This is a genomic window from Corallincola spongiicola, assembly GCF_004284785.1.
GTDB lineage: Bacteria > Pseudomonadota > Gammaproteobacteria > Enterobacterales > Neiellaceae > Corallincola > Corallincola holothuriorum.
Genome location: NZ_SHLY01000002.1, coordinates 927,524 through 952,427 on the forward strand (window position 1 = coordinate 927,524; position 24,904 = coordinate 952,427).

General features: G+C 50.2%; 16 protein-coding genes. 8 read left to right on the forward strand and 8 right to left on the reverse strand.

Annotated features, from left to right (window positions below):
* Window positions 1-182 precede the first annotated feature (182 nt).
* Window positions 183-1,202, forward strand: coding sequence for an HTH-type transcriptional regulator GntR (gene gntR, locus EXY25_RS09775; protein WP_114338758.1), 1,020 nt, complete (start codon window positions 183-185; stop codon window positions 1,200-1,202).
* A gap of 40 nt (window positions 1,203-1,242) precedes the next feature.
* On the opposite strand, the gene EXY25_RS09780 is transcribed toward gntR, so the two are convergent.
* The 7 genes from EXY25_RS09780 to EXY25_RS09810 form a co-directional block, all read right to left on the reverse strand.
* Window positions 1,243-1,764: a gluconokinase gene (locus tag EXY25_RS09780; RefSeq protein WP_205695318.1), complete on the reverse strand. Its 522-nt coding sequence runs from the start codon at window positions 1,762-1,764 to the stop codon at window positions 1,243-1,245.
* Window positions 1,765-1,906: 142 nt separating this feature from the next.
* Window positions 1,907-3,280, reverse strand: coding sequence for an alkaline phosphatase family protein (locus EXY25_RS09785; RefSeq protein ID WP_130566591.1), 1,374 nt, complete (start codon window positions 3,278-3,280; stop codon window positions 1,907-1,909).
* Window positions 3,281-3,312: 32 nt separating this feature from the next.
* Window positions 3,313-4,518, reverse strand: a complete 1,206-nt coding sequence (eboE, locus tag EXY25_RS09790) for a metabolite traffic protein EboE (RefSeq protein WP_130566592.1) — start codon at window positions 4,516-4,518, stop codon at window positions 3,313-3,315.
* Window positions 4,518-5,423 (reverse strand): TatD family hydrolase, encoded by a 906-nt coding sequence (locus tag EXY25_RS09795; protein WP_205695319.1) that lies wholly within the window; start codon window positions 5,421-5,423, stop codon window positions 4,518-4,520. The genes eboE and EXY25_RS09795 overlap by 1 nt, the downstream gene beginning before the upstream one ends.
* A gap of 76 nt (window positions 5,424-5,499) precedes the next feature.
* A complete protein-coding gene (locus EXY25_RS09800; protein WP_130566594.1) occupies window positions 5,500-6,354 on the reverse strand; it encodes an EboA domain-containing protein in 855 nt (284 codons plus the stop codon).
* A gap of 7 nt (window positions 6,355-6,361) precedes the next feature.
* Window positions 6,362-7,240: a UbiA family prenyltransferase gene (locus EXY25_RS09805; RefSeq protein ID WP_165419318.1), complete on the reverse strand. Its 879-nt coding sequence runs from the start codon at window positions 7,238-7,240 to the stop codon at window positions 6,362-6,364.
* On the reverse strand, window positions 7,230-8,462 hold the full coding sequence (locus tag EXY25_RS09810; RefSeq protein ID WP_130566596.1) for a 3-dehydroquinate synthase: 1,233 nt from the start codon (window positions 8,460-8,462) through the stop codon (window positions 7,230-7,232). Before EXY25_RS09810 ends, EXY25_RS09805 begins: the two co-directional genes overlap by 11 nt.
* A gap of 497 nt (window positions 8,463-8,959) precedes the next feature.
* On the opposite strand from EXY25_RS09810, the gene EXY25_RS09815 reads away from it, so the two are divergent.
* The 7 genes from EXY25_RS09815 to EXY25_RS09845 all read left to right on the forward strand — a co-directional run bounded on the left by EXY25_RS09815 (window position 8,960) and on the right by EXY25_RS09845 (window position 23,342).
* On the forward strand, window positions 8,960-17,440 hold the full coding sequence (locus EXY25_RS09815) for a starch-binding protein (RefSeq protein WP_130566597.1): 8,481 nt from the start codon (window positions 8,960-8,962) through the stop codon (window positions 17,438-17,440).
* A 14-nt stretch (window positions 17,441-17,454) separates the two neighbouring features.
* Window positions 17,455-18,777 carry a DUF1552 domain-containing protein gene (locus EXY25_RS09820; protein ID WP_130566598.1) on the forward strand — a complete coding sequence of 441 codons (1,323 nt, stop codon included), beginning with the start codon at window positions 17,455-17,457 and terminating at the stop codon, window positions 18,775-18,777.
* Window positions 18,778-18,888: 111 nt separating this feature from the next.
* On the forward strand, window positions 18,889-19,281 hold the full coding sequence (locus EXY25_RS09825; protein ID WP_130566599.1) for a transmembrane 220 family protein: 393 nt from the start codon (window positions 18,889-18,891) through the stop codon (window positions 19,279-19,281).
* A gap of 186 nt (window positions 19,282-19,467) precedes the next feature.
* Entirely contained in the window at window positions 19,468-20,046 is a 579-nt protein-coding gene (locus EXY25_RS09830) for a DUF805 domain-containing protein (protein ID WP_165419319.1), read from the forward strand.
* A gap of 139 nt (window positions 20,047-20,185) precedes the next feature.
* Window positions 20,186-21,382, forward strand: coding sequence for a cyclic di-GMP phosphodiesterase (locus EXY25_RS09835; protein ID WP_130566601.1), 1,197 nt, complete (start codon window positions 20,186-20,188; stop codon window positions 21,380-21,382).
* Between the two features lie 32 nt (window positions 21,383-21,414).
* On the forward strand, window positions 21,415-22,122 hold the full coding sequence (locus tag EXY25_RS09840; RefSeq protein ID WP_165419320.1) for a glycerophosphodiester phosphodiesterase family protein: 708 nt from the start codon (window positions 21,415-21,417) through the stop codon (window positions 22,120-22,122).
* An 8-nt stretch (window positions 22,123-22,130) separates the two neighbouring features.
* Window positions 22,131-23,342, forward strand: a complete 1,212-nt coding sequence (locus tag EXY25_RS09845) for a glycerol-3-phosphate dehydrogenase/oxidase (protein ID WP_130566603.1) — start codon at window positions 22,131-22,133, stop codon at window positions 23,340-23,342.
* Here the strand turns inward: EXY25_RS09845 and EXY25_RS09850 are convergent.
* Window positions 23,233-24,735 carry an FGGY family carbohydrate kinase gene (locus tag EXY25_RS09850; RefSeq protein ID WP_130566604.1) on the reverse strand — a complete coding sequence of 501 codons (1,503 nt, stop codon included), beginning with the start codon at window positions 24,733-24,735 and terminating at the stop codon, window positions 23,233-23,235. The genes EXY25_RS09845 and EXY25_RS09850 overlap by 110 nt on opposite strands.
* Window positions 24,736-24,904: the final 169 nt, after the last annotated feature.

The following is a 24,904-nucleotide window of genomic DNA, read 5'->3' on the forward strand; positions in this document are numbered from 1 at the left end:
ACGGTGAGAAATTTGCTGACACACTGGCGTGTCGTGTGGAGTCGATTTACTGCGACAAAAGCGAGTATAAGTAAATGCTTAGATAAATGTGCTGAGTATGCTAGGCTTGCATATTAGCCATTCTTTATTACTGTTATTGGTCATACTGGAAAGACTATAAGAAAAGAGGAAGAAAGGAATCAATGAGTAGTCAGCGTCGTCGTAAAGGATCAGGGCGCGTAACCCTGGCGGATATTGCCGCAAAAGTCGGGGTCAGCAAAATTACCGTTTCCCGTGCCATTAGAACACCCGACAAAGTATCCGAATCGCTCCGTTTAAAGATCCAACGTTGTATTGATGAACAAGGGTATATCCCCAATCGAGCCGCCGGTGCTTTGGCGTCATCCCATTCCCAAACTATTGCTTTATTAGTTCCTTCATTCAGCAACACGGTGTTCACTGAAGTGGTAAAAGGCGTTGATGAGGTCATGCTGTCCGAGGGCTATCAGGTATTAATCGGACACAGTGGCTACTCAACGTTAGAAGAGGAGCGCTTGATCGAGACATTCTTACAGTATGCAGTCGATGGCGTCATTCTCTCTGGTAGCCAACATACAGAGCGTGCTCGGCGGATGCTCACACAAGCGAATATCCCCGTCGTAGAGATGATGGAGTTAGCGGATAACCCGTTGGGTGTTAGCGTTGGTTTTGATCAAGTTCAAGCTGGCAAAGCGGTCACTGAATACTTGATTGGCAAAGGTCACAAAACAATCGGCTTCGCTGGTGCGCGCATGGATCACCGGGCGCAGCAACGACTTCGTGGTTGGCGAGAAGCGATGTGGCAGGCGGGTTTAAGTGATGACCTGTTGATCACCTCACAAGCGCCTTCCAGTTATGCCATGGGGGCAAACTTGCTGGCTGAGTTCGTTCAGCGTTGGCCTGATTTAGATGCGTTATTCCTGTGTAACGATGATCTTGCCGCCGGTGCGCTGTTTGAATGTCAGCGCCGTAATATTCGTGTTCCCCATGATTTAGCTGTGATCGGCTTTAATGATCTGCCGATAGCCGCATCGACGGCGCCATCGTTGACCACTGTCGCGACGCCTCGTTACGAGGTTGGCGTACGGTCAGCGAAAGAGTTATTGCGCATGCTGAATGAGGAAGAGGTGAGTGAGTCTCGGATCGACTTAGGCTTTGAAGTGAAAGCGCGGGAAAGTGCTTAGCTTTGCGCTATCAATCATCATGACACAAAAGCCAGCTCAACTAGCTGGCTTTCTTAAACTCAAGAACGGCCGATAAACAAGCCTGTGTGACTTGCTCTGCAGGTGGTGAAATATCGATAGAAGTGGCTTCGTTTGCTGATGGCTCTTCTAACGTATGGAACTGGTTTGTCAGCATGTTCTCATCAGTAAAGAAGTGGCCTTTACGTTGTTTAAAACGCGGTAAGATGGTGTCGTAGTCGCCTTTAAGAAACAGCAACTTTAGATCGGTATTACCCTTTCTGAGTAAGTTGCGGTACTGTTTTTTTAACGTCGAACAACTGATGATAGCGTTATCTCCGTTGGCTATCTTATCGTGGATCAGCTGTTGCAGAGTCTCGAGCCAACCTAATCGATCTGTGTCGGTGAGGGGCTCGCCACGTTTCATTTTTGCGATGCTAGCGGGAGAGTGAAATACATCACCATCATAGTAACGCCAACCAAGTTGCTCGCTCAGCATTCGTCCTATGGTGGTTTTTCCGCAACCAGAGACACCCATTAAAAGTACAACTTGTCCTTTTTTCAAACGGCTACCCTCCCTGTCGTCACGCTGATTAATTCAAGGTGCCTGAAAGATATCGCTAACATTGAATATCCGCAAGGCGAACACCGCTGGACTGTTCAATAATGTGACATTCAACGGTGTTCACTAATGTTTACGTTGGCTTCTAATATAGGTACTGCTGAATCAGTTGGCGAATATCTGTCATTCCGTAACTGTCAGCAGCCATCTGTTTTGGCGCAATCAGCAGTGCGCCTGACTCTGGGGTTGACGCCAAACGGCCATGGCTGCCTTTGACCAAGCTTGCATCGAGCGGGATCACATCCATTAACATGCGGAAACCGAGCTTTTTTTGCAGTACGCGCCAAGCGATCTTGGCGATTGGCAGGCGCAGTTTGGGATCGACGAACAGCTCTACCGGGTCGTAGCCTGGTTTGCGGTGTATATCGACGGTGCGGGCAAAATCGGGGGCAAGCGTATCGTCTAACCAATAGTAGTAGGTAAACCAGGCATCGGGCTCCGCGATAGCGATTAACTCTCCGGAGCGCTCATGATCGATGTGCAATGCTTGTTGCTGCTCCCTATTAAGTACCTGTGCAACGCCGGGGATGGTCATCAATACCTTCTGTATGTGTGCGACATCTTTTGGTTGACTGACGTAGATGTGCGCTATTTGATGATCCGCGACGGCAAAGGCATCTGAGGCGCCAGCATCGAGCAGTTCCCAGCCCATTGAAGGACGGATTTTAAGGTATCCCTGCTGACGCAATATACGATTCAGGTGAACCGGTTTTGATACCTGTTCTATGCCATATTCAGAGACCACCATTACCTCTCCGCCACCGGCTTTAATATGATCGATCAGATCGCCAGCAACTTGGTCAATCGCTTCGATATCTCGCCATATTTCCGGGTGTTTCGGCCCAAGCTTTTGCATGTTGTAGTCGAGGTGAGGTAGGTAAACGGTTTGTAGCGTCGGCCGATGCATATCGAACTCAAGCTTGGCTGCATTGGCGATCCATGCGCTGGAGCGAATATCGGACTTCGGGCCCCAGAAATTAAAGAACGGGAATTTACCCAGCTGTTGTTCCAGTGATTCATGCAGGCCTGCAGGTGATGAATAAAGATCTGGGATTTTTCTACCATCGGCAGGGTAGTGTGGTCGAGGGGTAATACTGTAGTCGACTTTAGCGTACATGTTGTACCACCAAAACAGCTGGCTGATTGTGGCTGCGCTGTTATTGGCTTTCAGCGTATCCCAGACTTTGTCTCCCTGTACCAATTGGTTGCACTGTTTCCAAAACGCGACTTCGGCCAGGTCACGCATATACCAGCCGTTGCCAACAATGCCATGTTGATTGGGCTGCCTCCCGGTTAACATGCTGGCCTGTGCTGTGGTGGTGACCGCTGGGAAGACTTCACCCAGTGGACAGCAAAATCCGTCGGCGATCAGTTTGTTGAGTTGCGGGGTATGTTTTCCCAGTAAAGATTGCGTGAGCCCGACGATATTGATGATAGTCAGTGACTTCTGTTGCGACATATTCGGTTCCAGAGCTGTATTGGGTTGGGGAGTTAGTTGCTAAGCAGCTGCCATTGGCTCAGTTGCTGTTCAAGCCACGACAGTTCACCGCAGATCCCTGTAATGAGAGCATCGTTTGAATTTGGGCGTTGGTCTTCTGGTAGAAGTTGCCAAGTATAGGTTTCCACTTCGATGTGGGGGCGACAATCCTGATGTTGCTCTAAAAACCGGCAAACGTGAGAGATCTGATCAGCGGTGGTGGTGAGCCGCTGGCTAATCAGCTCTGTGGCCTGCAGCGGCACGTGGAAGTGGATCCGCCATGGGTTAGATGAGGGCAATGCGACGCTGCCATCTAACAGGGCTGCCAAATCATCGATACGCCTGCAGCCTTGCTCAACTTGGGTAGCGACTTGATGCATATACTTGGGTTCGGCAAATGCCTGGAGATCATTTCTGGTGTCTGCCCGTGCAGGTTGATTGGCGACTAACGCACTCGATACTTGGAGCTTGCCGATAGTGATGCCAATGCGGTGGATCGCATCCAACGACGCATAGATATCTTCATGCATCACTGCTTGGTGGCAGATATCGTAGCAACAGCCGAGATGGCGTTTAACCAATGCGAAAGGGATCTGGTTTTGTGCTGCTGTTTGCCGGAGCGTAGTGTCGTAGAAAGCGATCAGCTGACTGGTGTATTCAAGGGCGCACCCTGGTTCCATCTCTATACAGAAGCGGATCTGTTTGCCAGATTCCTGTTCCAGCGTGGCCAGGGCGGTGGCCAATTGGATTAGCTGTTCTGCTGCTTGCTGCTGTTTCTTCTCTGTCCAGTCTTGCTCATATCCCAAAGGGAGAGTGGATATGGTGCCGTAACTTTCGTTATCGGGGAGGCTGGCCACTAATATCTCTGCCAATTTCAGGCTGTACTCAAGGCGCGCTGGATCACTCCAATCGGGCAGGTAGGCAAGCTCTTTGACACGAGCCTGGTGAAAATTTCCGGCAGGAAAACCATTTAAGCTGCGCACTTGGATCGCGTGCTTCTCCAGTTGCAGCTGCCACTGCTTGAGATGCGCTGGTGCCGACAGCAACTCGCTGGCGGCACGTTCGCTTAGCCACAAGCCCGCTTCCATCTCTGTCAGCCCCCGTTGCTCTCGTACCGGGGAGATAAAGTCAGTGATGTTGCGGAGTACTTCAGCCAAGCTCTCACCTGGATGGACGTTACTGCAATAGCCGATCTGTTGTTTGCGCCAACGCTCAGCCATTAATCTTGATCGACCTTTGTCGTATCCGTTTCAACCACCGGCTCCTGACCGCGTAAGGCGGAGTTATCCAACCACAGCTGGGTTTGGTCGATGGCGGGGCGACTAACCTCTTCGACACTGATGCGGCCGCTCTGGGCGAAGAAGTTAATCGGATTTTCAAAGGTAACTAAGCTGATATCCTGCTCACTGAAACCGGCATCCCGCATCGCTTGCGCAGTTTTCGGGACTTTTAGTGGATCACTGACGCCCCAATCTGCAGCACTATTGATCACCATCTTCTCGGTGCCATATTGTTGCAGCAGTTTCACCATGCGGGGTTCAGACATCTTGGTGTTGGGATAGATGGAGTGGCCACGCCAGCACTCTGTTTCCAGCACCAGTGGTAGGGTTTGTTCATTCAAGTGGTCGATTAACACCATATTTTCGTCAATACCGATCTCTTTGATCATGGCGATGGTGCGCTCTGTGCCAGTGAGTTTGTCGCGATGTGGTGTGTGTACCAGAACCGGCAGTGATAGCTGTTTTGCCAGTTGTATCTGTTCTGCCATAAAGCGTTCTTCATTGGGGGTGATATCGTCAAAGCCAATTTCGCCGACACCTACCACGCCCTCTTTTGCCAAGTAGCGGGGCAGTAACTTCATCACCTCTTCAGCGAGTGCAATATCATTACTCTCTTTCGGATTTAGTCCCATAGTGCAGTAATGAAGAATGCCAAATTGACTGGCTCGAAAACGTTCCCAGCCGACCAGCATGTCGTAATAGTCGACGAAACTGCCGACCGAGGTTCGCGGTTGTCCTTGCCAAAAAGCCGGTTCAATTACGCCAATAATTCCAGCGTCGGCCATATTCTGATAATCATCGGTGGTGCGGGAAACCATATGGATATGGGGGTCGAAATAATTCATCAAGCGAACCTTTGCTTGCCTTATGGCGAATAATCTTTGAACGATATAGTTGTTATATCGGATCTAGAGAGTGATATCAGTGAGATGCTTCAAACGTCTCGTCTCTGCACTGCTGTTCACATTGTGACTGTTGCAGTGCTTGTTTTGCTGTCATTAGTGCATGATGAGTGTCATCGCCAATGATGCTATCGAACAGGCGCTGGCAGCGCTCTGTCATATTCAGACAATCTATCGCCAACCAGATGGAATCAGGTACCGGCCTGTTAGCATCTAACCGCTCTTCAACATAACGTAGCGCCATGATCGATAGATTATGATTGCGCCTTGCTTCCAGCCCGTAAATAAATGAGATGTTAAGTCCTTGAAAAAGAGATTTAATCACTAACTGATTAAACGCGTCCTGGCTAAAAAAGATCGCTGGGTAGGGATTAAACAGGGCGATAGCGGTAAATAAGTTTAGGCTATTGATGCGGCATGCTTCGATGGCGAGCGCAGCATTTTTTCCCTTGGGATCTAACAGTTGCAAGCCTTTAATGAGGGCAGCACGTTCGTTCTCATCTCCCCGTTTATAGCCAGCGAGCAGCGTGTCACCCTGCTTATCTTCTTCACAGCCTGCAGCTTGCTGGGCGGCGTGGCACAGCAAGATGCGCACGGCATCGGTGCAATGCCAATGCTGTGGGGTCCAGGCTTGTGGTTTTTTCGGCGCTGATAGCACGGTTGTCGTTGGCAAAGCCAACTTTGCGCTAAATGGCGCTTTGCCTATATGGTGGATCGCCGAGGTAGAAGCTTGCTCCCATGTCGTGAGCGGAGAGTCACTCTCGGTCATGGTATCGATAGCCTTTGTGAACCATTGCCAGCGGGGAGGCGACAGCTGCAGTCCAAGCTGTTGACGGATAACTTCGACTAGTTGGGGGGCAGAGCGACTACTCATTTTGGGCTCACGTCATATAAAGTTGTTTGGCGATCAGCTTTCCCGGCACCATCAGTAACAGGAGTGCCAATGCGGCGAGGGGCAGTCCTGCAGCTAACAAAAGTAGTGCATCGAATGGGATAATCCCCATCAACAACATGATGACCATGCCTTTTACTGCACCAGGGGTAAAATCATTATAGAGCTGCTTCAAGCGCAGCATCAGTATGATCCAGCCGGAGAGCGTCATCGCCAGAAACAGGTAACCGTGAGGCGTTTGGCCAAACCATAACGTCACCAGTAGTAGCATCACTACCGTCATCACTGCTGCAACGGTAAGCAGACGTTTAGGGTTAGTGGCGCAGGTTTCTTGCTGGCTCAGTAGGGTCAAGCCAAAGATATAGGCAAATACGGGCAGAGGTAGCAGCGCCCAGAGCGCATTAAGTTCAATGATCGATAGTCCCAGTAACCAGTTCAGGTAACGGCAACTTCCCATCAAGCCCGCGGCAACGAATCCTTGATGACGAATAGCGTCATAGGCGACTACGTTGATCGCCAATGCTAGCGCGATATAAAAGCTCTGCATACCCAAAGAGAGGCTCAATGCCAAGCCAGTTAACAACAAACCCGCGCCGCCAACAAACGCCCACTTAACCGAGAGCTGACCAGATGGTAGGGGGCGCTCAGGTCGCTCTCGTCGATCTTCGTTGAGATCAAAGCAGTCGTTGAGCACCATGCCGCCATGGAAGAAACAGAGGCTGATGGCGATTAAGGTGAGTAGTTCGGCAATATCACCATGACCCTGTGTGGCAATAAAAAAAGCCGCCACAATGTTGCCAATGGCGCTGAAACCGTTAGGCAGGCGGATCAGTTGCAGTATTGCCTTAGTGAGCGTTCTATTGGCCATATGTGGCATCCAGTTTGAGCTTTATATGGGGCAAGTGTCCTTGTATTAACCATTGGGCACAGCGTTGCATTAGTTGGGCATCAATATCTGATACTTCACTGGCTGCACCGATCCCGGAAAGTAGGGTAATACATAGGTTGCCTCCGAGGTGCTCTCTGAACTCGTTCAGTGCATCCTGCATATTCATCGCTTCCAGTTCATCGCAGCTGAGCTGAAATCCGGCACCCTCTAAACAGATAAGGATATCGGCGCATTGCTGTTTTGATAGGCGCCCAGTTTGCCAGGCGTAGAGGGAATCCAGTGCAATACCAATGGCCACCGCTTCACCATGGCGTAGTCGGTGTCCAGACAGTGCCTCCAGCTTGTGAGCCGACCAATGGCCAAAGTCCAGCGGCCGCGCTGACCCCATCTCAAATGGATCACCACTACCGGCAATATGCGCTAGATGTAATGATGCACAACGCTTAATCATGGTAAGTGCAGCTTCATGATGGAAGTCTGTTAAAGATGTTCGATGGGCCAAAAGGTAGTTAAAAAAATCGCTGTCCTTGAGGAGTGCGACCTTAACTGCTTCGGCAATCCCGGCACGCTTGTCCCGTTCTGATTGGGTATCGAGAAAATCGAAGTCATTGATCACCGCAAACGGAGGCGCAAATGTGCCGAGGTAGTTTTTGCGTTGTTGGTGGTTAATTGCATTTTTGACCCCAATGCCAGCATCATTTTGTGCCAAGGTAGTTGTCGGCATGCGGATTAAGCGAATGCCTCGGTGTGCGGTTGCTGCGGCATAACCTACGGCATCAAGTACAGCCCCACCACCAATCACCAGCAGATAACTGTGGCGATCAACCTGCTCGTCGGCGATGCGGCGATAAAGCGCCTCTAACATCGCCTCCGGCTCTTGTTTACAAATTTCACCGCCTCTGACCACTTCATGGGGAAGCAGGTTAAAGCCATGGCGTTCTGCATATGCCTGCAGTTTGTGAGGCAAATCGGCATGATGATGCAGTACTTCACTGTCGATGACAGGCATTATTTTGGGTGAGGAGGGCAGGGTGCGCGGGAAAAGGTTAGCCAGCGTCATATTGCGCAAATTCAGTGCGTCGCGGGTAAAACTGACCGGATAACTAAAGCTTACTTGAATGCGGGTGTGCACAGTTTCAGTCACTGCAGCGAAACTCAATGGAGCGACTTGTTTGTTTTTGGTGCTATGAATTTGGGACATCGGGGCCTCGGCGTTTGTTCTAATCGTTTATTACCGCGTCCTGCAGAAAAATTGTTCATTTATTCGGCAAAGGGAGTGACAGAGTGACATAAATAGAGCGTCATTAAATTGACGGTAGTCTGAGTTTGGGTAAAAGCAAACCTGTTTTTTCTAGGTTTTTTCCATTGTCAAAATGTTATCTTTCGCTAACCAGTTGATTTTAAATACAAGCCGAACATCAGCGAATGTTAAAATTACAATGATAACGGTAACAGATTTGTGAAAACGCTCACAAACTATGCAATTGGCCGTTAAAAACCCTACATGATTGCCCCTTTCTTGTGCGGTAATAGAGTGGAAATTGTACTGGTGGTGATCCGTCACAGTGCAATAGCGAAGACAAAACGGCACAAAAAGATATCGATAACATAAGCCGTCGTCTTTACATCCTGTACCTTACAAAGCTCTAGCCAATGGGGACCGCTTCCTGGCTGAGCTACCTTGGCTAGGAGGCAGCCGTGTTACCAAAAACCATAAGGCAAAGCCTGATTGGCGTCGTAGGCGCAAGCGTCTTGAGCATCTCTGCTCAAGCAGCAGCTGAGCCGCGAACCGCTTTCGTGCATCTTTTCGAGTGGCAATGGAAGGATATTGCTATTGAATGTGAAGAGGAATTGGGACCGAAAGGATTTTCGGCGGTTCAAGTTTCTCCACCGAATGAGCATGTACAGGGCGATGCCTGGTGGACTCGTTATCAGCCTGTAAGCTACAAGATAGACAACAGTCGTAGTGGTACACGGGCTGAATTTATCGACATGATAAACCGTTGTAGTGCGGTTGGTGTCGAAATATACGTTGATGCGGTGGTTAACCATATGGCCGGCGGCGGTGGTACAGGCACCGCTGGCAGTAGCTTCAGCTCGCCTAATACTTATCCTGATTATGGTGCAGCGCAGATGCACCAAAACAATTGTGATATCACCCCAGAGGATTACGGTACCAGCGCATGGCGGGTACGTAATTGCTCTATTCCTGGCCTGCCTGATTTAGCCACTGAACGGGAAGATGTTCGGAATACTATTGCTGGTTACATGAACGAGATGATCAGCTTGGGTGTGACCGGCTTTCGTATTGATGCCGCGAAGCATATGGAGCCCGCTGATGTTGAGGCGATCCAAGCAAAGCTGAGCGCGCCGGCCTATATCTTCCAGGAAGTGATCGATCTCGGTGGTGAGAAAATCAGCCGCGATGAATACACCGGCTTTGCTGATGTCACTGAGTTCCAGTATTCAGCGAAAATCGGCGATACCTTTAAGAATGGCCAACTCAGTTGGTTAGCCAATTTTGGTAGCCCTTGGGGCTTTATGGCCGACGATAAAGCCGTGGTCTTTACCGATAACCACGATAATCAGCGTGGCCATGGGGCGGGCGGTGCCAATGTACTGACTTTTAAAGATGGCGCGCTTTACGATCTCGCTAACGTCTACATGTTGGCCTGGCCTTACGGCTATCCAAAAGTGATGTCCAGTTACCAGTTCGGTGACATTAATGACAAGGTGCAAACCGACATGGGACCGCCGGGAGTTCCGGTACATGACGGCAACAACCTCAACTGTTTTGCGGATCAGTGGAAGTGTGAACACCGCTGGCGTCCGATCGCAAATATGGTGTCGTTCCGTAACTTTACTGCTGGCTCTGCTGTGAGTAACTGGTGGGACAATGGCGGAAATCAGATCGCTTTTGGCCGCAGCGGCAAAGGCTTTGTGGTAATAAACCGTGAAGCAGGCGTTATCAACCAGAGCTTTGCTACTGGCATGGCTGCTGGCACTTATTGTGATGTAGTGAATAGTGATTTCGATAAGGATACAGGGCAGTGTGACGGTACCGAGATCACTGTTGATGCGGCAGGGAATGCGAGTTTCACTGTGGCAGCCTTTACTGCGTCGGCGATCCATGTTGGCGCAAGCTCAACAGGTATTTGTACCGATTGTGGTGGCTTTAACTGGGACAATGCTTACCTTCGTGGCACCAGCAATGGCTGGGCTACAACGGCGCTGGCGCAAAATAGTGAGACCGGACTGTGGGAAGTTAACGCCACTTTTGCTGCCGATAACCCACGTTTTAAGATCACCCGTTTTGCAGATTGGACAGAGGCGTACCCTGCTGAAGACTTCCTGATCACCGAAGGTGCTGGTGATTACTTAGTGACTTTCAATGATGCGACGCAGGCGATCTCTGCAACTAAGCAAACGGTCATTATCGATCCCGATCCTATCGATATCGCAGCGAATAGCATCTGTTATGACAATGAGGCTGGTTTTAATACGCCAACTGTCCATTACTGGGCGGCAGCTCCTGCGGGTTCTCTTGCCGCGAGTGATTGGCCGGGTGCAACCATGGTGGCGCTGGGTGACTACTACTGTCACGATTTCGCTGTCGAGCTCTCCAGCGTTAATTTGATTTTTAGTGATAGCGGAGCTAATCAAGGAGCAGAACTTAACTCTACCGGCCAGGGCTGCTATCAAAATGGTGCCTGGAGCACATTAGAGGCGTGTAACTTCAAAATTGTTGTGCCGAAAATTGCGCCTATCGCAGACGCCGGCGCGGATATCACTATTTACGCTGGCGATACGGCCAATTTTGATGGTTCAGCGTCTTATGATAGTGATGGCGACATTGTCTCTTGGGCGTGGAGTAACACTTTAACTGGCGAAACAACCAGCCGGATCTACGATACCGCAGGTACCTATGTGGTGACCTTGACGGTGACAGATAATGACGGGCTAACGGCGACCGCACAGGTTACCGTGACCGTGATTACTGTGCCTATGAATGACAACTCAACTCTCTATTTTAAGAACAGTTTAGGCTTCAATACGCCAACGGCACATCTTTTCGATGCGGTACCTGTAGCATCGGTCGCTGATACGGCTTGGCCTGGTGTTACCCTGGCCAGTGAAGGTGGCGATTGGTACAGCCATGACTTTGGTACCCATGTCGAGTCTGTCGGTGTGGTGTTTAGTAATAGCGGCGCTAATCAAACATTGGACCAAACCTTCACCCATGAAGCGCCCTGTTATCAAGATGGTGCCTGGGTAACCATGGAGCAGTGTGAATTTGGTCAACCTAAGGATTACAACTATCCCGAAGGGCGTGCCATCTACTTTTATAACGCAGATGGCTGGGCAACTCCGACGGCATATACCTGGAATGAAACACCAGCTGGTTCAGTTGTCAGTGATGGTTGGCCAGGTAAAGCGTTAACCGAGTTTGGCGATAACCTGTATTTCTTGGATATCTCAGCCGCAGCGGTTAGCAGTAACGTCATCTTTAGTGACGCAGGCAACAATCAAACCACCGACCAAGTATTTACTGGCGCCAATAACTGCTACAAGCAGGGTGAGTGGATGACGGAAGAGGCGTGTGGGGTGCCCTCGCCATTGTCAGCAAACGGGGGCGGAGATCGCACTGTCAATATCAATGGCACGGTGACACTTTCCGCTGATGGTTCCGTCGGTGACATTGCCAGCTACGCCTGGACGTCTTCTGCCTGGGGTACTTTGAATGGTGCGCAGGTGACGACCCCTGCTTTGACGAATGAAGGTGATCTCTCGGTCACCCTTACCGTCACGGCGACAGACGGTAAGACAGCGACTGATAGCTTTACTATTTCAGTTGTGGACAGTGGTTATGGTTTGGCTTCCCGTCCTTTGTTAGCGGCGCCGTTGAACTTCCCGACCTCAGGTCAGGTGTCAAACGGAAACTACGGTTTTGAAAATGCTTTTCCTAATCTAGAGGGCTTATTCGGTGCCGCCGTGTTGGTGCTGCATGACGGCTTCAACGATCTACTTTATGTCGTCGATAAGCCTGGCCGTGTTTATGCCTTTCCTAATAGGGAAGATGTGACACAGCTGGAGGTGAAAACCGTACTCGACATACGTGGTGTTGTGCGTGACAACCATGAGCAGGGATTGCTTGGTTTAGCATTTGATCCCGACTTTGCTAACAACGGCTATTTCTATGTTTATTACAACTATGGTCTGAATGATGATTCTAGTGATGGTGGTGTTTATGGTGACGCGATTTTAGAGCGTTGGACCATGGACAATCCAGCTAATCCGACGGCGGCTATTGCTGGATCAAAAGCTGAAGTATTGCGTGTGCCGCAGTTCGGCCCTGACCATAAAGGTGGCATGCTGCAGTTCCATCCAACTGAAGGTTACTTATACCTGAGTATTGGTGATGGCGCGTATGGCCACAGTGCCACACAGTCATTCCCAGAAGATCCGCGTACTAATAACAGTCCACAGGAAACGGATAATCTGCGCGGCTCTATCATCCGTATCGAAGTATTGGATATCCCAGAGGCGGGTAAATACTACCGTGTACCTGGAGATAACCCATTTGTGGGTGATCCCAACGTGCTGGATGAGATCTGGAGCTATGGTCACCGTAATCCATGGCGCTGGGCGTTTGATACTGTTGCGCCATATACCCTATGGGAAACTGAAGTGGGTCAACAGGGTTATGAAGAGGTCAACATTATTCAGCCGGGTCAAAACTATGGCTGGCCGATCTGTGAAGGTGTGATTAACCGCGGTGCGCTTGGTGGCGACGGTACATCTAATCTCGACTGTAATAGTGATTTTGTGCCACCGGTTGGCGGTTTCTATCACACCGGCAGCTCTTCGATTATCGGTGGTTTTGTCTACCGTGGCAGTAACCTCCCAGGACTGAATGGTCGCTTTATCTTTGGTGACTACAACTCGAAGTTGATCTGGTCGATCGCTGAAGGTGAAGAGAAAGTTGTGTTGTCTGATGCCTTCCCTGAGAACATCGCCTCGTTTGGTACTGGCCTTGATGGCTCAGACCTATTCATTACCACTTACGGCGTTGAATTTGGTGATGGTAGCTCGCGCATCTATAAAGCGGTTGATCAAAACATTGAGCAAGCCGTGGTGCCAGCTAAGCTGTCCCAGACAGGTATCTTTAGTGACCTGGCGCAGCGTATCCCTGTCTCTGGCGTCGTCGCTTATGAACTGAACTCAGATGCTTGGTTCGATGGCTCGATTGTTCGTCACTATATGGCGATACCAAACGACCAGGTTATCGGCTTCTCCGATGATGGTAACTGGACATTCCCGGTGGGTACGGTTTTGGTTAAGCAGATTGAAGTGACCATTGATGCTGATGGCAACACTCGCCCATTGAATACCGCGGTGCTGTTTAAGCAAGAAGCCGGCTGGGAAGCGGCGAACTACAAGTGGAATGACTCCTATACTGATGCTGATCTGGTGGCTGAGTTTGAAACTATCAATGTGACAGAGTGGGTAGATGGCGCGTTGGTGAGTCGCGAGCGTGTGATCCGTACGGGTAACGAATGTGCCAGCTGTCATGTGGGTAACGGAAGCAAAGAGCCGTTGGCGATGTTTACCCGCCAGCTAAATGGCGATATGCAGTATCCAAACATGCTCGATAACCAGTTACGTACACTTAATTTCATCGGTATGTTTGATCAGAATATCTCTGGGCCTGCGTCGTATCCTGCTTATGTCGATCCTGCTGATACCAGTGAAGATGTAAACGAACGCGCTTACACCTACATGGATACAAACTGTGCCCATTGCCACCAAAGCGAAGGCTTTATGGACTTGCGATATGAGACGCCGATCGGTGCCAAAAATATCGTTGGTGTGGCCACCAGTGGTGATCTATTCCGGGTTGATCCATTCCACCCGGAAAACAGTGTGGTGTATGTATTCCAGACCACGGATGGCAACCGTATGCCGAAAGGCTCGAAATATACCAATCCGCTGGCATTGAGCCTGTTTGATCAATGGATATCAGCACAGAATGCGATTGTGACCGGCTTGCAGCTCAATGTCTCTTCATTGACGCCAGAGCTCGGGGCGACGGTCAGTCTGTCGGTATCCGACCTGTTCGACAATGGCTTTACCGCACCGGTAACGGACTCAGTTATCTGGAACTCCAGTGATCCATCGATTCTTGATGTGAGTGGATTTTCTGCTGCTAGCCTGCAATTGACTACCTTAGCTCAAGGTGAAGTGACCTTGATGGCGACTGTTGGTGGCGCTTCGGACAGCATCACCTTGGTGGTCGGTAACGGCCCAGCTAAACCGACTCACTTCTCTGCACTGGCGCTTTCCACGTCGGCAATCAGCCTGACCTGGAATGATAATGCCGATGATGAAAGCAACTATCTGCTCTATCGTCGTCTGCAGCCAAACGATACTTGGGAGCTACTGGTTGAGCTGGAAAGCGATACCATTAGCCATGTTGATTCAGGCTTGATAGCTGACACCGCTTACTATTATCAACTTGTGGCGAATAATGCCGAAGGCAGCTCGCCAGCGGTATTTAGTAGCGTATCAACCAAGTCCGGTAGCAGTGGTATATACGACGCGTTAACCATAGTGCCGGGTGCTGTTACGTTGCTCGCCGGTGGTACGCAGCAGCTGGTTGCTGTTGGCGAAACAGCGGATAGCCGTGACGGTATCACCTATGACGTCACCTGGAGCATTGCTGATACTAACATTGCCACTGTGGATGCATCTGGTTTAGTGACTGGCGGCAGTGTTGCCGGTACTACGACCTTGACCATCACCACCCTTGAGGGCGATGAAACGTCGGTTGATGTGGTAAATCAGGGCGAAGGCTTTTATGTCTACTTCCAGCAGCCAGGGGATTGGGCTGAAGCCAGCATGTATACCTGGTACGGCCCGCAAGGTGGCGAAACCAAAGGCTTGGGCGATTGGCCTGGCACCAGTATGGAAGCGGCGCCAGAGTACGGCGGCTTGTGGAAGCGTCAGCTGATTAAAGAGGAGTTCTTCGGCGGCAGCAATAACGTCAACCTGATCTTCAACTGTGGCAGTGCAGAGTGTCAGACTGACAACTTGGTGCTGACCCGCGGTTCAACCAACGTGTGGTTTGCCGACAATGCTTGGTTAGCACAAGCACCTGAAGTTGATGGTGCACCTGCCGGTACACAAGTGCAGGTGCAAAATGGCCGTATCAGTCTGCCGGGTAGCACGGTCAATCTGACCAGTAAGCTGTTCGTTCCCGGCACCGTGGCTGATATTGTGGCAATCGACGCAGGCCCAGGGCAGCGTTTCTCTGGCTGGGAAGGTACTGGCATTGCATTGCTGCTCGATCCAAACAGTGCGGCAACCAAGTTAGTCATCGAAGATACGGTCTCTCTTACGTTGTTGGCTGTATTTGAGAGCATCGAAGACACTCACAAAGCAGGTCGGGAGCAATATCAAGCGATGTGCGCAAGTTGCCACGGCTCTGAAGGCGGTGGTTATCCAAATCTAATCAATATCGCTAGCCGTATGACACTGGAAGACCTGGCTGATTATATCGAAGTGAGCATGCCGAAAGGGAATGTTGGTGCCTGTGTCGGCGACTGTGCAACAGAAGTGGCCGCCATGGTGTTTGAAGAAGCATATAAGGTGCCTGATGAACTTTGTGATGCCGATAGTCTGAATGACATGGTGCCACCTGATCGCGGATTCCGTCTGCTCACCGCTTATGAGTACAACAACTCAATTCGTGACCTGTTAGGTTTGACTAACGACATCAATGTGACGGACTCAGTGCCGCAAGATATTGCCGTCAATGGTTTCAAAACTGACGCCAATGCTGTGTTTACTAACGAGCATGTATCGGGCTACCTAGATGCTGCCGAATTGGCTGCTGATATGGTGACTAGCTTGAATGACTTGGCACCAGAATGTAGTGGTGAAACTGACTGTATTATCAATAGTTTCGGTAAACGTGCTTTCCGTCGTCCTTTGACTGCAACTGAGTTTGCTCAATTGAAATCTCTGCACTCAGCAGAAGGCGATAAAGGACTGTTGACAGGTATCTTCTCGTCACCACTGATGCTGTATCGCTCTGAGGTGGGTGAAGAGATTACTTCGGGTGACCGCGAAGGTTTCTTCGAGTTGACTGATTATGAAGTTGCCGGATTACTGAGTTATACCTTCTGGGCAACGACACCTGACGCAACATTGATGAGTGCTGCCGATGCCGGTCAGCTAAGCAGTTCAAGTCAGATCCAGGTTCAGGTGGAGCGTTTACTGGCTGATGATAAAGCGAAGTTGGCTTTTGATCGCTTTATTGAAGGCTGGTTAGGCACAAACCGTGAGATCGACGGTCAGGTTAGTGAATCTCTGAAGGAGTCGATGCGTGAAGAGACTCATCACTTTGTTCGTGAAATTGTATTTAGCGGCGGCTCTTATAACGAGCTGATGACGGCTGATTACAGTTATATGAACCAAGAACTGGCCGCGCATTATGGCCTCTCTTGGCCTGGCGGCAATGGTTGGCAGAAAGTGACCTATACCGGTGATAACTCAGATAGGGCAGGTATCTTGGGGCATGCCTTTACGCTGGCCGCATCTGCTAACGGTGAGGCGACTCACCCGGTCAAACGTGGTCTGTTTGTTCGTCGCAACTTAATGTGTCAGGACTTCCCGCCACCACCTGTGGGCGCAGAGCTTAAACCTGTAACGGATCCATCGAAGACGGTACGCGAACGCTTCGAAACCCACATTCAGGAGCCTTGTGCGGCGTGTCACCAGTACATAGATGGCATCGGTTTTGGTTTGGAAAGCTATGATAATCGTGGCTTGTTCAGAACGACCGAAACGACTGCAGATGGTACGGTTAAGCCTGTCGATGCGAGTGGCTACATTGGTAGTTTGGCATCCGCCGAAACTTTCCTGACCGCATCAGACCCTATCTACAATTTCAGCAGTATGACTGAGCTATCAGGCCTGATTGCTGATAGTCGACATGGTAAAGCGTGTTTTGCGCGGCAGTGGTATAGAGCAACACGGGGGCAGCGAGAAGAACGAGATGATAGCTGTACCTTGCAGGTGTTTGGCGACCAGTTCAAACAGGCTGACAGTGAGCGCTCTATTCTCGAGTTGATGGTTGATATGACCCAAACTCAAAACTACATACTGCGTAAGTAACGGAGGCGACAAAGATGAACGTATTAAAGAATAAAATGCAGCGTCGTGAGTTCCTTCGTGGCTTAGCTATGGCTGGAATGGCGGTACCCTTTGCCAGTCAGTTCTTGGTGGCAGGCAAAGCACATGCAGCTGGAAACAGTGCCAAGCGCTTAATTGTGGTGTTTTACCCCAACGGCTGTAAGCGAGATAGCTGGCACAGCTATGGTGACCAGTTAAATGAGGCTAGTCTTGCTAATAGTCCATTACTGCCTCTTGCCCCTTATGCTGATCGCATGGTGGCATTTAAGAACTTGTCCTTCATTGGGCATGGCGGTAGCTCGGGCCACCCTGAGGCGTGTCGCGGTGTGTTTTCGGGCGGGCATGAGTATTCGCCGACCATTGATGTGGCCATTGGTGAAGCACTCAATGCCGGTACGCTGAACAACAATCTGCACATGGGCCTGTGGTCATCGCAGAAAACGGACAAGGAATATCATCCGTTTACTGATAAGAATGGAAATAAAATCATTCCAAATGATGATCCTCAGTCTATCTACGACAAGTACTTTGCCTCCCTTGGGGGCGGCAGTGGCGGCGAGACTGATCCCGCCACTGAAAGCCGTAAGCGGGTGTTAGAAACTCTGCATGAGAACTTAGATGTGATGCAGACATACTCGCTGAATGCCAAGCAGACCGCTAAGTTGCAAACTCACGAAGAGTCGCTGGACTACTTACAACGGGTATTGAACAGTAACCTCGACCTGAGTGGCTTAAATCGCCCCTCAGTCGGTATGACAGGTATCAATGATGAGGCGGAGTTAGTCGCCCAGGCACAGATGCGAAATATCGCTTATGCCATGGAGTACGACTTGACCCGCGTTGCTACCTTCCAGTTTATGTCGGCTCAAGATGAGTCTTTGAAGGTTAACTTTGAAAGTATTCACCCCTACATGGGTGACTTCGCTTTCCCACCAAAGCTGACCTACAACGAAACGAAGAGCCATGTAAGTTCACATAACGAGAACAATCTGTTTGATGCTCAGACTCGTTGGTACAACATGATGGTTAAGTACCTGTGTGATGAACTGGCTGCACGACAAGATCCTACCGGTGGCGGTACGTTGTTGGATACCACGATGATCCTGATGATGTCAGAGATGGGCGGCGGTAACCACCAGCAGGAAAACCCCGGTGTATATGTTGTGGGTGGTGGTAATGGTGCGATAAACCAAGGTGTGGTTGTCGATGCCGGTAACCGCGGTAGTTCTAACCTGTTCCTCGACTTGGCAAAAGGGATGGGGTTAGGTTGGTCGAATTATGGCAATAGTAATGGCGGTATTCCTGGTTTCCTTGCATAGAGTAAGCGGCATGTGAGGTTTGGGCGGCCTGCTGGTCGCCCGTTTTTAATCGCGAGTGAATACTGACCTGAAGTCGACAAGTAGTCGGAATGCAAAAAGGAGTAATGGAAGATGCGTTGGTTTGCTGCAGGTTGTGCGTTGGTATTCTTGTTATTTGCGGTAGTGCAGCTAAATGATCCAGATGGTGTTATCTGGTTTATTGGTTATGCGGCTATTTCGGCTAACTTTGTTGCTGTGGCGTTGGGCTATGGTAAAGAGCTGCCTCTCTGGCTTGGGGCGATGCTGTCGCTTATCGTCTGTGCCTGGTACTCACCCAGTATCATCGAGTATCTTTTCAACAGTGATGGTATGGGGATGACCAATGGCATGAGCTTTAGCTACCCCTATATTGAAGAAACCAGAGAAGCGTTTGGATTACTGATAGCTGCAATTATGCAGTTGATTGCCGCTTGGAATCTGCCTGTTAACAAGACGCAGGAAGAGTCGCTGCCCCATATCGTTTAGCCGATTTTATAACTCATACTTCTTGAACTGCCATTCTTTGCCGACACCTTTGTGTCGGCTTTTTTGTTTTTAGCTAGGGCCTTTTAGAACTATTACTTTAAAGCGAACGATTACAGATTCGATTTTTTAGCCAAAACGGTTATGGTGTTTCGATTACTTGACGTTGACCATGCCATAGACAGATATATGAAGTGCTCCTCCTGTGCCGGTAATTTCCCCGCCAACAAGTTACGCATCATTGAAACCAGCCGTTACTGTGAGACTTGCGAAGCCAGATTGTTTGCGCCGCCCAAAGCATCTCTGGGGGGAAAGGTGGCTAAAAAAATAAAAACAAGCCGGGAAACTGCGCTGGTGACTCCAAGAGCGGGGCGTATCAGCTATATCTTGAACTCATTTCTTGCCTGGATAGCGGCTCCGATATTGCTGGCGAAGATCCTGCCTAACGCTACTTCTCAATATCCTACATCTTCCGCAACCATGAGTGTTGCTGATCCATCACCGCTACATCTAATCATACTGTTGGTGGCTGTCGTATTGAGCTGGTTCTATACCATGGCTCGGGTGAAAGATCTGGGCTGGCCGATAGTGTTGGCCTTTTTCTACTGCTTACCGGGACCCAACTTTGCGCTATTCATCTGGCCAGGAGAACGGGATAAGAACAGTTATGGTACGCCCCCTGCAAAACCCTCATGGGTAAAGGCGATTATCGCTGTTCTGCTTTGGCCAGCTGGCGTAGTGGTTGCCAGTAAAGTGCTGGGCGTTTAGATTTTTTGCAGAGGTGATTGCTGGTGTTTTGCGTCGGCACTTTTCAGCGCCCGTTTCAGTAATAATTGATCTCCGCCGCAGATACTTCTTAGCGATACCAACTACGCTTACCTAAGGCTGCATCAGTTAAGGATCTAAAATGGGTGATAACTCTTTGAAGCGCATCGATATCGATGAGCTTGAACTAGGCATGTTTGTGGTCAATGTGTTGGCGCAGAAGGGCGGCGTGACGGTCAAGACACAGGGCCTGGTTCGGATCCCTTCTGCTGTCGAGAACCTGAAACGCGCCGGTGTTACCAGCTTAATGGTCGATATGACTCGTAGTGAAATAGCGAGTCAGACCGCCGACGAGCCCGTGGATGATACAGCGCAGGCCGTTGAGTATGACAATGTTTCGTTTGATGAAGAGGCGGGACGGGCGTTAAAGCTATATGAGAAAGCGCGAGATTATCAGAAGCGGCTTTTTACCGAAATCAGTGAAGGTAAACCTGTCGATTTAGATCAGGCATCAGATTTAGCTGATCAGCTCATAGATTCGGTGTTCCGCAACCAAAATGCCTTGTGCTTTATGGTGCAGATGAAAGACAAAGATGAATATCTGTATCAGCATGCGATTAACTGTTCGACTCTGATGACCCTGTTCGCACGCCATATGGATTTTAATCGCGACACCATACAAAACCTGGCGGTGGGGATGCTATTCCACGACGTCGGCAAGATCCATATCCCCAGGGAGTTGATTGATAAGCCCGGCGAACTGACGGGAAAAGAGTTTGAGTTAGTGAAAGATCACGTTGATATCAGTTGGGAGATCGCGTCGTCGATACCGCATATCTCCAGTGAGACGCTCGATGTGATCAAACTCCACCATGAGCGTATGGATGGCTCAGGGTATCCCCATGGCCTGGCCGGTGAGGAGATCAATATCTATGGGCGGATGGCGGCGATCATTGATTGTTACCATGCCTTGACGTCGGATCGCCCCTACAAGGATTCAGTCACCAGTATGACGGCGTTTAGTATCATGAAAAATGGTACGCCGGGAGAGTTTGACCAGGACCTCTTGAATCAGTTTATTCGGTGCGTCGGTATCTATCCGGTGGGCACCTTGGTGAAACTCAAGAGTGGCAAGTTAGCGATCGTGATGCAGGGTAATTTTTCTAATCCGCTACAACCCAAAGTGATGGTGTTTTACAGCACCCGCCAGCATCACCATACCGAACCCAAACTGATTGACCTTGCTGATAAGCATTGCTCGGAGGAGATTGAAACATCGGTGCGGCCTCAGCAGTTTGACCTGAACCTGATGAAGTTCTTTAAACAAGTACTGATTTAAGGCCTAGTGCATTGAGGGAGGCTGCTATCCAAGTGATTGCCCATCGCGGAGATTGTACTGCCGCGCCGGAAAACTCATTAGCCAGTATTCAAGCAGCGCTTAATTCTGGTTGCCGCTTACTTGAGATCGATGTGCAGCTCTCTAGTGACGGTGTCCCTGTGCTGTTCCATGATCGTGACTGCAAGCGGTTGTTGCGCAACCCCATGCCGGGTGCCATCGCTGATTACCCGATAGCGACACTGCAGCAATGGCAGATAGAAGAGCATGAAAGACTACCCGCTATCCGTGCGTCATTAACCTTGCTGTCCGAGGTGGTGACTCAGCTGGTGAATCATCCCGATGTCACGTTGTTTGTCGAAGTGAAAAGGGCTGCACTGGAGCGCTTCAGTTATGCCCAGCTGTTTGACACCTTGATGGAGACATTGCGGCCTATCCTATTACAAAGCGTGCTGATCAGCTTTTCTCTGCCGTTCTTACGCTACGCTCGCGCCCATCATGGTCAGCGTTTGGGGGTGGTGCTAGGGGATTGGGAGTGGTTAAAGGACCGTACCATTGAGCAGATCGCTCCAGAATATATCTTTTGCAATATTGAACGGGTTCCTGAGAAGGAGTGCTTTACCACGCAGCATCCACAGTGGGTTATCTATGAGGTCGGCAGTGAAGCGTTGCGGGATGATTTGGCGAGGAGAGGGATCACCATGATTGAAAGCTTTTTTCCCGCTAAGTTGATGGCAAAGTAGGCACCGCCATGGCAACCGATTATGACGTTGTGGCTATCGGTGCGGGGATCAATGGTGTCGGTGTGGCGGAGGCGCTTGCTGCCGCTGGCTACAAAACTTTGGTGGTTGAAAAGAGCGGTGTTGGCACCCAAACCTCTTCCCGCTCCAGCAAATTGATCCACGGTGGGCTTAGGTATTTAGAGTCCGGGCAGTTCGGATTAGTGAGGAAAGCACTAAAGGCCAGAGCAACGCTGTTACATCTGGCTCCTGAATTGGTCAAGCCGACGCCTTTTGTTATTCCTGTTTACCCCCATTCTCAACGTCAGGCAGGCACCCTGCGTTTAGGCTTGGGTCTGTATGCGTTGCTATCAGGGTTCGACCCCCTTGGCCGATTTCAACAGCTGGCGATATCGGATCTGGCGAAAGATGGCTTGAACTGCGATGGTGTGAGTCATGCCTTGCAATATTGGGATGCCAGCACTGATGACCAAGTACTAACCGTGGCGGTGATGGAAAGTGCTTTACGTTGTGGTGCGGAGTTGCTGTGCCCTGCGACACTGACGGCGTTGCAGCAGGTTGATGGTGGTTATCGTATTGATTGTGATCTGCTATCTGCAGACAAGGTTGTGCAGCAACAGTCATTGACCTGCGCTGCGGTAGTGAACTGCGCTGGCCCCTGGGTCAATGAAGTGATCTCGTTAGTCAGGCCAAACAGCAAACAGGTGTCGGTGGAGTGGGTGCAAGGTGCCCATATTATCCTCGATCATCCCGCGCCATCGCAGGTCTATTATCTGGAGTCACCAACGGATCACCGCGTCGTGTTCGTGATGCCGTGGCAGGGAAAAACCATGGTGGGAACCACGGAAACTGTTTTTCAGACGTTACCAGAGGAGATCCGTCCGACAGCTCAGGAGATCTGCTATTTGGAAACGCTTTATCGTCATTATTTTCCGAATAACCAAGCAATAACAGTGGCAAGTTTTGCCGGGCTTAGAGTGTTACCTAAGCTCGACAGTGACGCCTTTTCTCGTCCACGAGATACCTTGCTGTTCACCGATCCCCAACATCCGGATCTGTTGAGCGTGTATGGCGGTAAACTAACCACCTACCGCGACACGGCATCCCGCGTACTTAACTGGAGCTGCAGGCGTCTAGGGGCGAGAGAGTCTGTGGCTGACTATCCATCATTGCCGCTTTATCCGCCGGTAAACGCTGTCGCATCGCCTCCTGCCAAGCGCTAAACCTTTGCGATAGTGCAGGGGCATGTTGCGGCACAAATTGGCTGGTTACTTCTGCATTGCGCCAGTCTGCGGGAGATCCCGCTAACCACCATGCGCAGCCTAAGGCCGAGCCCTCTACTTCCTGCTCGCGAAAGACCTCCATACCACTGATATTAGCCAGTGTTTGGCAAAGGTAGTCAAGACGGCTCAGACCACCGCATATCTCTATTTTTGTGGGGGTGGGAGGATGCGCTGACAGGCGTTGGATAATGATCTGCAATAGAAAGGCTACGCTTTCTATAACCGCAGTCAGTTTCGCTACTGGCGTTACGCCATCTAGTGACTCCGGGTGTTGAAATTCACTGTTAAAGCCGGGTAGCCAAAAGGGAGCACCAAGACCACCAATACCATTAAGAAACAGAGGAATGTTGTTGATCTGGCCATTAACCTGGGCGAGGAGATCGGATTGTGATCCTTGTTTGGTCGTCACCTCCGAAATCACTTGTTGGATCGCAGTCGCGGCACCGTTGACTGTGCCCTCCAATACGCGAAACTGCTCTTTGCCATGGTGCACCAAGCTACGTAGCAGTGCAGTGTCATCGCCATCGGTGACCCGAGAGATAAATGCGCCGGTACCTACATTAATGGATAAAGTGGTGGGTGATGGTTTGCCACGACTGAATAACACTGTTGCTTGATCACCATTGACGTAGTGGAGGGGCAGGGAAAGGTTACCCAGCTGTATCTCTCCGTAATACTCATCATTGGCACAGATGGTCGGTAGCCATTGCTGCTTAATGGCGAACTTCTCCAGTAACTCTGCTGACCATTGGCAATTAATATGATCCATCAGTAATGTGCGGGAGGCGTTGACAGCATCTGTCTGGTACTGCTTACCGCCGGTTAGCTGCTGGATAAGAAAGCTGGCTATCGGGGTGAACATCAACTCATCCGCCTCGGCTGCTTTGTTTACCGCGTGGTTATGTTTCAGGCTCCAACGCATTTTTGCCACGCCGTAATGGGGGCTGAGGCGTAAACCGGTTATTGAGCGCAACTCCGACGTGGTCATCGCCACTTTTCGCAGGTTGCCGCCGCCTCGGATATCCTGCCAACTCATTACCGGGGTTAACACTTGCTGGCTGTTTGCATTAACAGCTAGCAGGCTGGCGCGTTGAGTCACTAACCCGGCGGATCTTAGTTGTTGTCTTTGAATGATGCTGAGTTTCTGAACTGCACGCAGTGCACACTGCTTAATATCACGGGCAATGGCGTCAGCATTCTGCTCGATATGACCTTTGCTACCATAATGAGTGGCAATGGCATGTTGTGCTCTGGTGACCACGTTTCCCTGATGATCGACAACCAGCGCACGAACACTCTGGCCTCCCTGATCGAGTATTAGAAATAACGGCATGATATCTGCTGATGTAGATGGAGATCTAACAAGCGTAGCCGTTTCTATCCCTTTTGTGGTGGGCTAAAGTGGCCAAAATGAATATGCGCTTTTTAGAGTGTTCTTACTTGGTGCATAGGGCTTGGGTTTGCGCCCTATCGTGACTGTTGATTTTTTTTACAATATTTTT